Consider the following 14,002-nt stretch of genomic DNA (forward strand, 5'->3'; position numbering starts at 1 on the left):
TCATGCTCTTCGTCCGTCCCGCAAGACTCGCCGATCTCGACGAGCTCGAACGCATGGCGCGCGCCGCGGTTCCGGTGCTGCATTCGCTGCCGCGCGACCGGCGCGCGCTCGAAACGCGCGTCGCGCTCTCGGAAGACTCGTTTCGCGCCGAAGTGGAATTTCCGGGCGAGGAGTTCTATCTCTTCGTGCTGGAGGATGCGCACACGGGCCGGCTGCTCGGCACGTCGAGCATCGTCGCATCGGCGGGTTATTCCGAGCCGTTCTACGCGTTTCGCAACGATGCGTTGATCCACGCGTCGCGCGAGCTCAAGGTGAACCGCAAGATCCACGCGCTCACGATGTCGCACGAACTGACGGGCAAGAGCCGCCTGACGGGCTTTTATATCGATCCGTCGCTGCGCAACGAAGCGAGCGAAGCGGCGGCGCATCTGCTGTCGCGCGCGCGCATGATCTACATCGCCGCGAACCGCAAGCGCTTTTCCAGCGAAGTGTTTTCGCTGATGCTCGGCGTCAGCGACGAGTCCGGCGCATCGCCGTTCTGGGAAGCGGTCGGCCGCAAGTTCTTCGGGCGCGATTTCGAGCAGGTCGAAATGGAGTCGGGCGGACGCAGCCGCACGTTCATCGCGGAAGTCATGCCGAGTTATCCGCTCTACGTGCCTCTGTTGCCCGGCGAAGCGCAGCGCGTGCTGGGCGAGCCGAATGAAAGCACGCTGCTCGCCTACGACATTCATCTCGAGGAAGGCTTCGAGCCGGATCGTTTCGTCGATATCTTCGATGCCGGCCCGGTGCTCACGATCGCCGTCGGCAAAAGCGCGTCGGCGGCGTCAGGCGAGCTGCGCACGGTGCGCGAAGCCGCGTCGGAGAGCGGCGCGCCGTATCTCGTCGCGGCGGGCGGCGCGCACGAATTCCGTTGCATCGTGGCCGCGCTCGCCGGCACGCGCGCCGACGGCGCCGCGCTCGACCCCGCCGCGCGCGCCGCGCTCGGCGTCGAAGACAAGGACACGGTGCGTTGCGTGCCGTTGCATCAGGCATCGGGAGAATTGCAATGATCGTCGTGCGTTGCACGCAACCGGGCGACGTCGATGCGCTCGTCGGGCTCGCCTCGGAAACGGGGCCGGGCCTCACCACGTTCAAGCCGGATCGTCCGGCCCTGGCCGCGCGTGTCGAGCGGGCTCGCCGCACGCTCGAAGATAAGGCGCAGGCTTTCGAAGCGGGCTATTTCTTCGTGATGGAAGACACCGCGACGGGCGATGTCGCGGGCGTGTGCGGCATCGAAACGGAAGTCGGTCTGGAGCAGCCGTTCTACAACTATCGCGTATCCACGGTCGTGCATGCGAGCAAGGACATGGGCGTGTGGACGCGCATGTCGCTGCTGAACATCTCACACGATCTGACGGGTTACGCGGAGGTGTGCTCGCTCTTTCTGAGCCCGCGTTATCGCACGGCGGGCGTGGGCGGTTTGCTGTCGCGCTCGCGCTTCATGTTCATCGCGCAGTTCACGGATCGTTTTCCGCAGCGCTTGTGCGCCGAACTGCGCGGCCATTTCGATGAAAACGGCGAGTCGCCGTTCTGGAACGCGGTCGGCTCGCACTTCTACCAGATCGATTTCAACGAAGCGGATTACCTGAGCTCGCATGGCAAGAAGTCGTTTGTCGCCGAGCTGATGCCGCGCTATCCGGTGTATCTCGATCTGTTGCCCGATACCGCGCAACACGCGGTCGGCGTCACGCACAAGGACACCGCGCCCGCGCGCAAGATGCTCGAAGCGGAAGGGCTGCGTTACGAGAATCACGTCGATATTTTCGATGCGGGCCCGGTGCTCGAATGCCACGTCGCGGATCTGCGCACGGTGCGCGAGAGCGTGCTGGCGCGCGTGAAGATCGGCGAGCATGGGGCGGCGGGCGACGCGAAGAGCCTCGTGTCGAACACGCTGCTCGAAGACTTCCGCTGCGGCGCGACGACGGGCGCGGTCGCCGATGGCTATTTCATGCTGACATCGGAAGAAGCGGCCGCATTGCGCGTGAACGAGGGCGATCAGGTGCGCGTGCTGACATCGTATCCGCGGGCCAAGTGAATGAGAGACGACATGGAAATTTCGAACCAGTTGTATATCGGCGGTCAGTGGCAGGAAGGCAAGGGCGCGGCGTTCGCATCGCGCAATCCGGGCACGGATGAAACCGTCTGGCAGGGCACGAGCGCGTCGGCGGACGACGTGGACCGCGCGGTGTCGGCGGCACGGCGCGCGTTCGCGTCGTGGTCCGCGCTGTCGTTCGAGGAACGGGTGGCCGTCGCGAAACGCTTCGCCTCGCTGCTCAACGAGAACAAGGAAGCGCTCGCGAACATCATCGGCCGCGAGACCGGCAAGCCGCTGTGGGAGGCGCGCACGGAAGTCGCCTCGATGGCCGCGAAAGTCGATATCTCCGTGCAGGCCTACCACGAGCGCACCGGCGAGAAGCGCGCGCCCATGGCCGATGGCGTCGCGGTGCTGCGGCATCGTCCGCATGGCGTGGTTGCAGTGTTCGGGCCGTACAACTTCCCGGGGCATCTGCCGAACGGGCATATCGTGCCGGCGCTGATCGCGGGCAACGCGGTCGTGTTCAAGCCGTCCGAATTGGCGCCCGGCGTCTCGGCGGCGACCGTCGCGCTGTGGATTCAGGCCGGCCTGCCCGCGGGCGTGCTCAATCTCGTGCAGGGCGAGAAGGACACGGGCGTCGCGCTCGCGAATCACCGGCAGATCGATGGGCTGTTCTTCACCGGCAGCTCGGATACCGGCACGCTGCTGCACAGGCAATTCGGCGGCCGTCCCGAGATCGTGCTCGCGCTGGAGATGGGCGGCAACAATCCGCTCGTCATCGCGAACGTCGAAGACATCGACGCGGCCGTGCATCACACGATTCAGTCGGCGTTTCTGTCGGCGGGGCAGCGCTGCACGTGCGCGCGCCGTCTTTTCGTGCCCGACGATGCCTTCGGCGAGCGCTTCATGCAACGCCTGATCGACGTGAGCGCGAGCATCCGCGTCGGCAAGTACGACGAGGAACCGCAGCCGTACATGGGCGCGGTGATCTCGGCGCGCGCGGCGGCGCGTCTGGTTCAGGCGCAGGCCGACTTGATCGAACGAGGCGCGAAGCCGTTGCTCGACATGACGCAGCGCGCGCCGAACCTCGGCTTCGTCTCGCCCGCGATCCTGGACGTCACGAACGCCCGCGACGTACCGGACGAAGAGCACTTCGGCCCGATGGTGCAGGTCGCGCGCTACAAGACCTTCGATGAAGCGATCGAACGCGCGAACGACACCGCCTACGGCCTGTCCGCGGGCCTGCTCGCCGACGGCGAAGCCGCGTGGAAGCATTTTCAGCGCACGATTCGCGCGGGCATCGTCAACTGGAACCGGCCGACCAACGGCGCGTCGTCGGCGGCGCCGTTCGGGGGCGTCGGACGTTCGGGCAACCAGCGGCCGAGCGCGTACTACGCGGCGGACTATTGCTCGTATCCGATGGCGTCGGTGGAAAGCGCGCAACTGCAGATGCCGGCGAGCGTTTCGCCCGGTCTTGCGTTTTAAGTCACGTTTCAAGCAGCGGGAATGACCATGCAGGCAACCGAAGCGAACTTCGACGGGCTCGTCGGCCCGACGCACAACTACGCGGGGCTGTCGTTCGGCAACGTCGCGTCGCGCAGCAACGAGAAATCGACGGCCAATCCGAAAGCCGCCGCGAAACAGGGCTTGCGCAAGATGAAACAGCTTGCGGATCTCGGTTTTCATCAGGGCGTGCTGCCGCCGCTCGAACGGCCGTCGATCAAACTGCTGCGCGACGTCGGCTTTACGGGCGACGACGCGACCGTCGTCTCGCGCGCCGCCCGCGAAGCGCCGGAACTGCTCGCGGCGGCGAGCTCCGCATCGGCGATGTGGACGGCCAACGCCGCGACCGTGAGCCCATCGGCGGATACGGCGGACGGTCGCGTGCACTTCACGCCCGCGAATCTCGCGGCGAAGCTGCATCGCGCGATCGAACATGGCGAGACGCGCCGCTCGCTTGCCGCGATCTTCGCGGATGAATCGCGCTTCTGCATTCATCACGCGCTGCCCGGCACGCCCGCGCTCGGCGACGAAGGCGCGGCGAATCACACGCGCTTTGCGCGCGAGTACGGCGAGAAGGGCGTCGAATTCTTCGTGTACGGGAAAAGCGAATACGGCGGCGGTCCGCAGCCGCAGCGTTATCCCGCGCGTCAGACGCTCGAAGCGAGCCGCGCGGTCGCGCGCCTGCACGGTCTCGCCGACGAGGCCACCGTGTTCGCGCAACAATCGCCCGACGTGATCGATGCCGGCGTGTTCCACAACGACGTCATCGCGGTCGGCAATCGCACGACGCTCTTTTGTCATGAGCGCGCGTTCGTCGATCAGCACGCGGTCTACGATGCGTTGCGCGCGAAGCTCGACGCGCAGGGCGCGGCGTTCACCGCGCTCGAAGTGCCGGCGAGCGAAGTGAGCGTGGAAGACGCGGTCTCGTCGTATCTCTTCAACAGCCAGTTGTTGTCGTGCGCGGATGGCCGGCAAGTGCTCGTCGTGCCGCAGGAATGCCGCGAGAATGCGCGCGTGGCGGCGTATCTGGATTCGCTCGGCAACCGCAAGACGCCGATCGACGAAGTGCTCGTCTTCGATCTGCGCGAGAGCATGAAAAACGGCGGCGGCCCGGCGTGCCTGCGCTTGCGCGTCGTGCTGAACGTTGCCGAGCGCGCCGCGGTCAATCCGCGCGTATGGATGAACGACACGCTTTTCACGCAACTCGACGCGTGGATCGACCGGCATTATCGCGATCGTCTCGCACCCGCCGATCTCGCCGATCCGAAGCTGCTCGGCGAATCGCGCGCCGCGCTCGACGAACTGACGACCCTTCTCGGGCTGGGCTCCGTTTATGACTTCCAGCGCTGATTCGTCCCTGCTCGACGACTTTCTCGCGTTCACGCTCGCGGGCGGGCGGCCTTCCGTCGAAAGCGGCGTGGCGGCTTCGGGCGTGCGCTGGGCGTGGCAGGGCGAGGGCGTCGTGCTGCTCGAACCGCCGGGCGCGCCGACGCACAGCGTGCTCGCCTCGGCGGGCGTTCATGGCGATGAAACCGCGCCTATCGAAATGCTGTCGATGCTCGTCGCGGACATCGCGAACGGCCGCGCGCCGCTTGCCGCGCGCATGCTCGTGATCCTCGGCAACATCGACGCGATGCGCGCGGGCGAGCGTTATATCGAGGACGATCTCAATCGCCTTTTCAGTGGCCGTCACGCGAATTTGCGCGATAGCCGCGAAGCGCCGCGCGCCGCGGAACTGGAGCGCGCCGCGCTCGCTTTCTTCGATGACGCCGCGCATCCGAAGTGGCACATCGACATGCACACGGCGATTCGCGCGTCCGTGTTCGAGCAGTTCGCATTGCTGCCTCACACGGGCGCGCCGCTTGCCCGCGCGATGTTCGACTGGCTGCGCGATGCGCGTCTGCAGGCCGTGCTGCTGCATCGGGAAAAGGGCAGCACGTTCACGCATTTCACGGCGCAGGAAGCGGGCGCGCTCGCGTGCACGCTGGAACTGGGCAAGGTGCGGCCGTTCGGTGAAAACGATCTCGCGCGCTTCGCCGCGTCGGATGCGGCGTTGCGCCGGCTGATCGCGGGTGCGGCGGCGTCGGAGCAAGCGCCGCTGCGCGTGTTCACGGTCGTCGCGCAGATCGACAAGCACAGCGAGCGCTTCGTGCTGAATGTTGCGAGCGATGTGCCGAACTTCACCGCGTTCCCCGCGGGCACCGAACTCGCGCGCGACGGCGAGTATTGCTATCGCGTGTCGCACGATGAAGAGCGCATCGTGTTTCCGAATCCGAAAGTGAAGCCGGGGCTGCGCGCCGGCCTGATGGTCGTCGATACGACCGACACCACGCTCGCTTCGCTATCCTGAATGGCCGGTGCGCGTATGCACGCTCTTGCACTTGCATGAGCGCGACACCGGCTTGCCAAATCGCTTGACTCCGCATTCGGCGTATCGCGCCTTCGCCCGCGCTACAATCGCGCCCCAATGTTTGATGCGGCGCATCATCCGGCGATTTCCTGCTTGATCGCGAACTTTTGCACCGCGATGCTTCATCGACGGCGAGAAGCCGCATCGGACATTCGATTGAACCGCACTTGGAAGGAGATGGAGTTGAAAGAATCGCATTGGATCAGCCGCAAGCTCGCCGCGTTCGCGGTGCTGGGCGCAACGTTTGCGACGGGCGCTGCCGCGCTGAACGCGCACGCGGCCGAGAACATGAAGGAACTGCGCTTCGGCGTCGAAGCGTCGTATGCGCCGTTCGAATCGAAGTCGCCGGGCGGCGAGCTGATGGGCTTCGATATCGACATCGGCAACGCGGTGTGCGCGAAGCTGAAGATGAAATGCGTGTGGGTCGAGAATTCGTTCGACGGCCTGATTCCCGCGTTGCAGGCGCGCAAGTTCGACGGCATCAACTCGGACATGACCATAACCGACAAGCGCAAGGTGGCGATCGACTTCACCGATCCGATCTACACGATCCCGAATCAGCTCATCGCGAAGAAGGGCAGCCCGATTCTGCCGACCGTCGATGGCCTCAAGGGCAAGCGCGTCGGCGTGTTGCAAGGCTCGATCCAGGAAACGTACGCGAAGGCGAAATGGGCGCCCGCGGGCATCGACGTCGAGTCGTATCAGGCGCAGGATCAGATCTACGCCGATCTGGCCTCGGGCCGTCTCGATGCCGCGTTCCAGGATGCCGAGGCGGCGTCGAAGGGCTTTCTGAAGCAGCCGCAGGGCGCGGGCTTCGCGTTCGCGGGTCCGGCCGTGACGGACGACAAGCTGCTCGGCTCGGGCGTGGGCTTCGGCGTGCGCAAGAACGACAAGGCGCTGAAGGACGCGCTCAATCGCGCGCTGAAGGAACTGAAGGACGACGGGACCATCGATCGCTTCGCCGCGAGGTATTTCGATGTGAAGGTGGTGTTGAAGTAAGGCGGTGTGGCGGTATATGAATAGCCCGCTCGGGAGCGATCCGGAGCGGGCTTTTTTTTATCACATCGACGGCGTCACGATCACCGTCGCCGTCGTCCCCGCGCTCAGCAGCACGCCGTCCGGCACCTCGTCGATATGCACGCGCACCGGTACGCGCTGCGCGAGCCGTACCCAGTTGAAGGTCGGGTTCACATCGGCGAGCAGTTCGCGGCTCTGCGGATTGTCGCGGTCGTAGATGCCGCGCGAAATGCTCTCGACGTGCCCCTTGAGCTCGCCGCCGCTCATCAGCCGCACCGACGCCTTGTCGCCGATGCGCACATGCGGCAGCTTCGTTTCCTCGAAGTAGCCGTACACCCAGAACGAGTGACTGTCCACGATCGCGAGCTTGGCCGCGCCCGCCGTCGCGTAGTCGCCGCGAAACACGTTCAGGTTCGTCACGTAGCCGTCCACCGGCGAGAACACCTTCGTGCGTTCGAGATTGAGCTTCGCTGCATCGAGCGCGGCCTGCGCCTGCTGCAACTGCGCCTGTGCGGTCGATGCGGTCTGCATCGCGTTTTCGCGCGCTTCCTTCGATACGACGAGGCTGTCCATGTCGGCGCGGCGCGCGGCGTCCGCACGGCGCATGCGCAGCTCGGCCACGCGCGCCGCGACATTCGCCTGCGCCTGCTCGACGGCAATCTGATAATGCGACGGATCGATCTCCATCAGCAGATCGCCTTTCTTCACGAGCTGGTTATCGCGCACGGGCAACTGCACGACCGCGCCCGACACGTCCGGCGCCACGTTGACGACATCCGCGCGCACGCGGCCATCGCGCGTCCACGGCTCGTCCATGTAATGCACCCACAGCACGCGCCCGATGACGAGCGCGGCCGCAAATATCGCAATGGTCAAAACCAGGCCGATGATTTTTCTGAGAATCATGATGCAACTCTTTTTCAGCTTGTATAAATGGATGTCGCCGATCAGCGATACGCATAGAGCCCGAGCGCGCCGCAGATGCAGACGAGCAGACTCGCGCGAAAGAGCGCCGGATGCCACACGACGCGATAGAGGCCCGTCAGCGAGAGCGCGCGGTCGACGATCCACGTGATCATCGCGCCGGCGATGAAAAGCAGGAGGATCGTCGGCACATAGGCTTCGAGGATCGAGACGTTACGCGGCAGCATGGGGCGCTCCTTCGGGCGTGTCGTTGCGCTCGCGCGCATCGCGTGCGAATGACGCGAACGGCGATTCGTGATCGAGCAGCGCGGTGCGGATGAAATGCAGATGACTGACGATGCGTTGCAGCCGATGCCGTTCCTCGCGCGATGAACCGGTTTCGAGAAGCAGCGTCTGCGTATCGGCAATCGCTCGCACGGCGGCGGCGAGCGCGGCCTGAAAACGCGTGGCGTTCGGCCGGTCGAACAGTCGCGCGACGGCATCGAGCATCGCATCGACGGCGCGCCGCCACGGCATCGACGCGGCGTGGCGCGGCTCGCCCGGGAGCGCCGCGATCTCGCGCCGCAAATCGATCACCGCATTGCCGAATTCGAGCACCGCGAAGAGCCATTGCAGCGCGTCGCGTTGCTGTTGCGGCCGGCTCGCGGGCAGCGCGTTGATCTGCGCGAGCAGATCGCGCGTGCGGCTTTCGAAGTGCGTCGAGAGGCTCGAAAGCCGCCCGCGGCGCGCGCTCACGACCTCGCGCCGCAGGTCGCCGAGCAACAGATGACGCAGCCACGGCGCGTCGGTCGGCAGCAGCACGGCGAACGCGATCGCCACGACGATCATCGACAGCACGAGCGCGAGCGCATCGTTCATGAAGCCGGTCGGATCGTAATGAACGAGATTGTCCGGCCCTGCGAGAAAGCAGAAGAAGATGCAATAACCGATGCCCACGCCCGCGAGCGTGCGCCGCGTGCTCAGATACGTGCCGAGAAGCAGTGCGGGCGCGAGCGCGGCGCACATCAGCGCGAAGCCGTCGATGTGCGGAAACACGCCGAACACCACGATCATCCCGGCGATGGCCGCGAGCAGCGTGCCGAACGCCATCTGCGCGGACATCAGCGTGGGCCGCGGCGAAGACGACGCGAGCGCGCACACGGCCGCGGCGTTGAGCACCATCGTGCCGCCGCTCGGCCACGCGCTTTCGATCCAGAACGCGGAGAGCACGAGCATCACGGCCGCGCCGCGCAAGCCCGAGATGGCCGCCGCGAACATGTTGGTCTTCGGCACGTAGCGCGCGATCCAGTGCTCGCGTTCGTGCGACGGCGCAGTCAGTGACGCGTAGGTGTCGGCGTAGGCGAGCATGTCGTCGACGAAGCGGTAGAGCAGTTCCGCCGCGGTATCGAATTCGAGTTGCACGAAGTCCGGATTCGCTTCGAGTGCGCTGCGCGCCTCGCGCACGCGCCTGGGCAACGCCGCCTTGTAATCGCGCAACTGGGCGGCGGCGCGCGCGGCGTCGGCGGCGTTCCTGACCGGCTCGCCCGAGAGGGAAAAGAGCGGCGGCACTTCGCGAAAGAACGGCTCCAGTGCGGCGATGGTCGTTGCCGATGCGCTTTCACGCAGCCGGTTCATCAACTGGTGCAGCGCGTGAAAACGCGTGGACGCGCTCATGAACTCGCTGTTCAGGCGCGCGAGCCGCCCGCCGCGCATGCGCGACTCGGGGTTCTCGAACACCGCGACGCTGCGCGCCGCCTCGAAGCCGACGATATCCGACACAAACGCGAGATTCGTCCGCTCGATCTGCGCGCGTTCCATATTGCCCGACAGCGCGCGGCACACGTAATCGACGAACTGCGTGAAGCGGCGGCGCACCGTGGTGCGCACTTGCTCGCCCGCGTGCTGCGGAAAGATGAGCGCGCTCACCGCGCCCGCGCACACGATGCCGAGCGTCACTTCGCTGACGCGCGTGAGCGCCGTCAGATACGCGCCCTCGGGATGCTGCGCCGCCGGAATGCCGATCAGCGCCGCCGTGTAGCCCGCGAGCACGAAGCCATACGAGCGGAAGTTGCGGTTGCGCGCCGCGCCCGCCGTGCAGACGCCGACCCAGAGCGCCGTCGCCGAAAGGAACAGCACCGGCTGCTGCGAGAACAGGCTGATGAAGATCATCATCACGACGAGGCCGACCATCGTGCCGCAGAAACGATAGAAGCTTTTCGCGAGCACCATGCCGCTTTGCGGCTGCATCACGACGAAGACGGTGGTCATCGCGGTGCGCGGCTGCGCCATGTCGAGGCGCATCGCGATCCACAGCGACAAGAGCGCCGCGAGCACGGCCTTGAAGATATAGACCCACGCGAGGCCGTCGGTGCGCGCCCAGTCGAGCAGGGCATGTGCGAGCGGCCGGCGTTCGATGAAGGAAGCGGGCGTGGCCATGCTCAGTCCCGCTTCGCTTTCGAGAACGGCCCGATATGCTGCGACGGCGCGAGCGCGGTCGCCTCCGGCCCGTTCGACGGATCGTCGATGCCGCCGCCGAGCGCCGACGTGAGCGTCGCGTATGAAGCGAGCCGTTGCGCCCGCACGCGCGCCTGGCCGTCCTGCGCCTTCAGCAATTGCGTCTGCGCGATGAGCACGTTCAGATAATCGGTGAGCCCGCGCTTGTAGCCTTCGTTGGCCAGATCGTAGTTCTTGCGCGCGACCGCGACCGAGCGGCCGGACGCTTCGAGCTGCGTATCGAGCGAATGCACGCGCACGACCTGATCGGCGATATCTTTCAGCGCGGCGACGAGCGTCGCGTTGTAATGATCGACGGCCTGATCGTATTGCGCCGAGGCCGCGCCGAGTTGCGCGCGCAGGAGCCCGCCTTCGAAGATCGGCAGCGAGATCGCCGGGCCGAAGCTGTAGCCGGACGCGTCGCGCGTCAGGAAGCTGAGCAGCGCGCCGCCCGCGAAAGCCTGCGTCAGCGACGCCGCGAGATTGATGTTCGGATAGAAACCGGCCTTCGCGACATCGATGCCGCGCGCCTGTGCCGCCACCATCCAGCGCGCCGCGACGATATCCGGGCGATGACCGACGAGCTCGGCCGGCAGCGCGGAAGGCAGCGGCAGCGGCGTCGCGAGCGACAGCGCCGGACGCGTGAGCGCCTCGCCCGCGCCGGGGCCTTCGCCCGCGAGCGCGGCCAGCTGATTGCGCGCGAGCAGGATTTCTTCCTTGTAGACGTCGACCTGGCGCTCGTATTCGGGCAAGGGCGTTTCGGCCTGCGTCACTTCCAGTTGCGTGCCGAGGCCGCCTTTGAGCCGCCGCCGCGCGAGATCCGCGATGCGCTCCTGCTGCGCGAGCGTGTCCTCGGCGATATCGAGCAGCGCGAACGACTGCGAAAAGCCGATATACGCGCGCACGATATTCGTTTCGAGCTCCAGTTGCGCGGCGCGGGCATCGGCGGCGCGCACGTGGGCGACGTCGAGCGCGCGCTCGGCATTGTTGTCGTCGCGGTGCCAGAGATCGAGGTTGTAGGACAGCGTGAGGCCGGCGGTGTTGTCCCAGGTCGTCGTGTCGGCGAACGGGCCGGGGCCGTAGAAATCGTTGTTGGGCCAGTTCTTGCGCGACACGCCCATCGCGCCATCGACGTGCGGCAACAGTTCCGAGCGCGCGACGCCCGCCTGTTGCTGCGCCTCGCGCACGCGCGCCGCCGCCATCGCGAGCGTCGGGTTGCCGCTGGTCGCACGCCCGATCCACTGGTCGAGCTGCGGATCGCGATAAGCCTGCCACCATTGCGCGTCGGGCCACTGGGCGTCGGCATTGGCGGCGCGGATCGCGCTGCCGACGTCGAGCGTGGCGGCATCCTTGAGCGAATCCTGCGGCGCGATCTTGCCGGTGCTCGCGCATCCGGCCATTATCAAGATTGTTGTAAGAACCGCGGCTGTAGCAGTCTTACGGAACACTCGCCCTCGCACGATTCACTCCCGAATTCGAATTAGATTCCAGGAGGCGATTATATTTTTACGGAGATTGTCGAATAACCCGTAAGAATGCAAAGCATTTTTACGAATGGTGTGATAATCGTTGTTGCCAATCGTGCAACAATTTGCGTCACAAACAGTTCTTGAAGTCGGGAAGGCGGTATGGACACGCTCCAAAACATGCGCGTATTCGTACGCGTCGTCGAAGCGGGCAGCTTCACGGCGGCGGCGCAGCATCTCAACACCACGACGGCTTATGCCTCGCGGGCCGTGTCGGACCTCGAAGCGCACTTGCGCGCGCGCTTGCTGAATCGCACGACGCGGCGCATCGCGCTGACCGAAGCGGGCGAGCGGTACTTGCAGCGCTGCGAGCAGATCCTCGCCTATGTGGATCAGGCGGAAGCCGAGGCCGGCGACGCCCACGCGCGTCCGTCCGGCAAGCTCAAGGTCCATTCGATGACGAGCTTCGGCCAGCATTACGTCGTGCCGATGATCTCGCGCTATCAGCAGCGCCATCCGGCGGTGCAGGTCGAGCTGACGCTCGCGCAGCGCATGCCGGATCTGCTCGACGAAGGTTACGACGTGTCCGTGGTGCTGGCCTCGGACCTGCCCGATTCCGGGCTGGTGTCGGCGCGGCTCGGGACGGTGTTCAGCATCGCGTGCGCGTCGCCGGCCTATATCGAAAAGCACGGCGCGCCGCACGTGCTCTCCGATCTCGTGCGCCACACCTGCCTGCATCTGATGACGCCGGTGTTTCCGCCGGACCGCTGGGTTTTCGACGGCCCCAACGGTCAGGAGACGGTGAGCCTCGGCCCGTCGACGTTCACGGTGAACGTCGCGGAGGCGATGGGCGCGGCCATCCGCGAGGGCATGGGCATCGGCGTGCTGCCGACGTCGTCCGCGCTGCCGGGCCTGCGCGCGGGCACGCTCGTGCGCGTGCTGCCGCAATACACGATGCAGGAGCTGAACGTCTACGCGCTGTATCCGTCGCGCCAGTATCTCGACGCCAAGATCCGCACGTGGGTCGAATTTCTGCGCGACGCGCTGCCCGACACGCTCGCCGCGGATGCGGAATCGCTGAAGGAATTCGTCGTCGCCTGACGGGCGGAAGCGGCGCTCAGTTACGAAAAAAAGCGCGGCGCAACACTTGCTTACTCACAGTTTGTCCGCAGCTTGATACTTTCAGGACTGTTCAATCGCATCTTTTACCGGGGCAAGTCAAATGAGTACGCCACTTCTCTTCGCACTGGCCGCGCTTCTCGTGCTGATCGCCGTTCCGGCGTCGCGCGATCTCTTCAACGCCATGCGCGCCCAGTCGGAACGCGACGCGAAGCGGCGTCTGGTGCCGGTGCGCATCAAGGACGAACGCCACCCGTACGACCGCTGATCGTTTTTTTCAGAGCAGGGTTTCCAGCGGTTCGATGAGCCGCGGCTCATCGTTGGCCGCGCGATTCACATCGGTTGAAACGCGATGCCAGACGAAGTGCGACGCCGGCACGCCGTCCGATTTGACGAGCGCGGCCACGTCTTCGAGCGACGCGCCGGCATCCAGCCAGCGCCGCGCGACGGCCGGTGAGAACACGAGCGGGCGGCGATCGTGGACATCGACGAGTCCTTCGTCGGCGGCGGCCGTCACGATGACGAAGCCTGCGCCGGGCGCGGCGGCGTCCTCGTCGCTCAGGATGCTGGTGAGCGCGGCGAGATACATCGGCTCGTCATCCGCGCGCCGGATGAAGTACGGCTGCTTGAAGGGCTTCGCCGCGGGATCGCCGGGGCGGGGCTCGATGCGCCATTCGAACCAGCCGTCGGCCGGCACGAGAATGCGCGCCTTCTTCCACAGATGCTTGAAATACGCACTCGTCGCGGCGGTCTCGACGCGCGCGTTGATCGTCTGCGGCAGCTTTTTCTGGATGGCCCACGGCGGGCAATAGCCCCAATGCACCGCGCGGATGGTGTCGTCGGGATAGACGGCAAGCGGATGCGTGCCGGGCGAGAGGTTGTAGCCGGGACGCCTGTCGGCGGCATCCACGAGCACGAACGGATTTTTCAGATGCAGGCGCTGCGCGTAATGCATCGGCAGTCGGTACTGGCTGATTCGGCCGCACATGGCGTTCCTCCGCAAAGTCCAACCTCGGT

13 protein-coding genes are annotated in these 14,002 nt (G+C 65.9%); 8 read left to right on the forward strand and 5 right to left on the reverse strand.

The features are described 5' to 3' along the window. The first annotated feature begins 2 nt into the window (after nt 1-2). From aruF to AWB70_RS04880, 6 genes are all read left to right on the forward strand, one after another. Nucleotides 3-1,049, forward strand: coding sequence for an arginine/ornithine succinyltransferase subunit alpha (aruF, locus tag AWB70_RS04855; RefSeq protein WP_014191034.1), 1,047 nt, complete (start codon nt 3-5; stop codon nt 1,047-1,049). Continuing rightward, the gene (astA, locus tag AWB70_RS04860) at nt 1,046-2,074 is read left to right on the forward strand and encodes an arginine N-succinyltransferase (RefSeq protein WP_053567868.1); all 1,029 of its coding nucleotides are present in this window, start codon (nt 1,046-1,048) and stop codon (nt 2,072-2,074) included. Before aruF ends, astA begins: the two co-directional genes overlap by 4 nt. A gap of 12 nt (nt 2,075-2,086) precedes the next feature. After that, nucleotides 2,087-3,559, forward strand: coding sequence for a succinylglutamate-semialdehyde dehydrogenase (astD, locus tag AWB70_RS04865; RefSeq protein ID WP_053567869.1), 1,473 nt, complete (start codon nt 2,087-2,089; stop codon nt 3,557-3,559). A gap of 27 nt (nt 3,560-3,586) precedes the next feature. After that, nucleotides 3,587-4,927 (forward strand): N-succinylarginine dihydrolase, encoded by a 1,341-nt coding sequence (gene astB, locus AWB70_RS04870; protein WP_053568117.1) that lies wholly within the window; start codon nt 3,587-3,589, stop codon nt 4,925-4,927. Further along, nucleotides 4,911-5,927: a succinylglutamate desuccinylase gene (astE, locus tag AWB70_RS04875; RefSeq protein ID WP_053567870.1), complete on the forward strand. Its 1,017-nt coding sequence runs from the start codon at nt 4,911-4,913 to the stop codon at nt 5,925-5,927. The genes astB and astE overlap by 17 nt, the downstream gene beginning before the upstream one ends. 237 nt (nt 5,928-6,164) lie before the next feature. After that, nucleotides 6,165-6,986: an ABC transporter substrate-binding protein gene (locus AWB70_RS04880; protein WP_053568118.1), complete on the forward strand. Its 822-nt coding sequence runs from the start codon at nt 6,165-6,167 to the stop codon at nt 6,984-6,986. 60 nt (nt 6,987-7,046) lie between these two features. Here AWB70_RS04880 and AWB70_RS04885 read toward each other — a convergent pair whose 3' ends face one another. The 4 genes from AWB70_RS04885 to AWB70_RS04900 are packed head-to-tail and all read right to left on the reverse strand — an operon-like array spanning nt 7,047 to nt 11,800. Continuing rightward, nucleotides 7,047-7,910 (reverse strand): efflux RND transporter periplasmic adaptor subunit, encoded by an 864-nt coding sequence (locus AWB70_RS04885; protein WP_014191040.1) that lies wholly within the window; start codon nt 7,908-7,910, stop codon nt 7,047-7,049. Between the two features lie 41 nt (nt 7,911-7,951). After that, complete coding sequence (locus AWB70_RS04890) at nt 7,952-8,155, reverse strand: DUF1656 domain-containing protein (RefSeq protein ID WP_014191041.1); 204 nt, start codon at nt 8,153-8,155, stop codon at nt 7,952-7,954. Next, on the reverse strand, nt 8,142-10,343 hold the full coding sequence (locus AWB70_RS04895; RefSeq protein WP_053567871.1) for an FUSC family protein: 2,202 nt from the start codon (nt 10,341-10,343) through the stop codon (nt 8,142-8,144). Before AWB70_RS04895 ends, AWB70_RS04890 begins: the two co-directional genes overlap by 14 nt. A 2-nt stretch (nt 10,344-10,345) precedes the next feature. After that, the gene (locus tag AWB70_RS04900) at nt 10,346-11,800 is read right to left on the reverse strand and encodes an efflux transporter outer membrane subunit (RefSeq protein WP_235024142.1); all 1,455 of its coding nucleotides are present in this window, start codon (nt 11,798-11,800) and stop codon (nt 10,346-10,348) included. 228 nt (nt 11,801-12,028) lie between these two features. On the opposite strand from AWB70_RS04900, the gene AWB70_RS04905 reads away from it, so the two are divergent. Next, a complete protein-coding gene (locus AWB70_RS04905; RefSeq protein WP_014191044.1) occupies nt 12,029-12,967 on the forward strand; it encodes a LysR family transcriptional regulator in 939 nt (312 codons plus the stop codon). Between the two features lie 121 nt (nt 12,968-13,088). Next, complete coding sequence (locus AWB70_RS38645) at nt 13,089-13,253, forward strand: hypothetical protein (protein WP_156903001.1); 165 nt, start codon at nt 13,089-13,091, stop codon at nt 13,251-13,253. Nucleotides 13,254-13,262: 9 nt separating this feature from the next. On the opposite strand, the gene AWB70_RS04910 is transcribed toward AWB70_RS38645, so the two are convergent. Continuing rightward, entirely contained in the window at nt 13,263-13,973 is a 711-nt protein-coding gene (locus tag AWB70_RS04910; protein WP_053567873.1) for an SOS response-associated peptidase, read from the reverse strand. Between the last annotated feature and the right edge of the window lie 29 nt (nt 13,974-14,002).

It is taken from the genome of Caballeronia cordobensis, assembly GCF_001544575.2.
In the GTDB taxonomy this organism is placed as follows: Bacteria; Pseudomonadota; Gammaproteobacteria; order Burkholderiales; family Burkholderiaceae; genus Caballeronia; species Caballeronia cordobensis.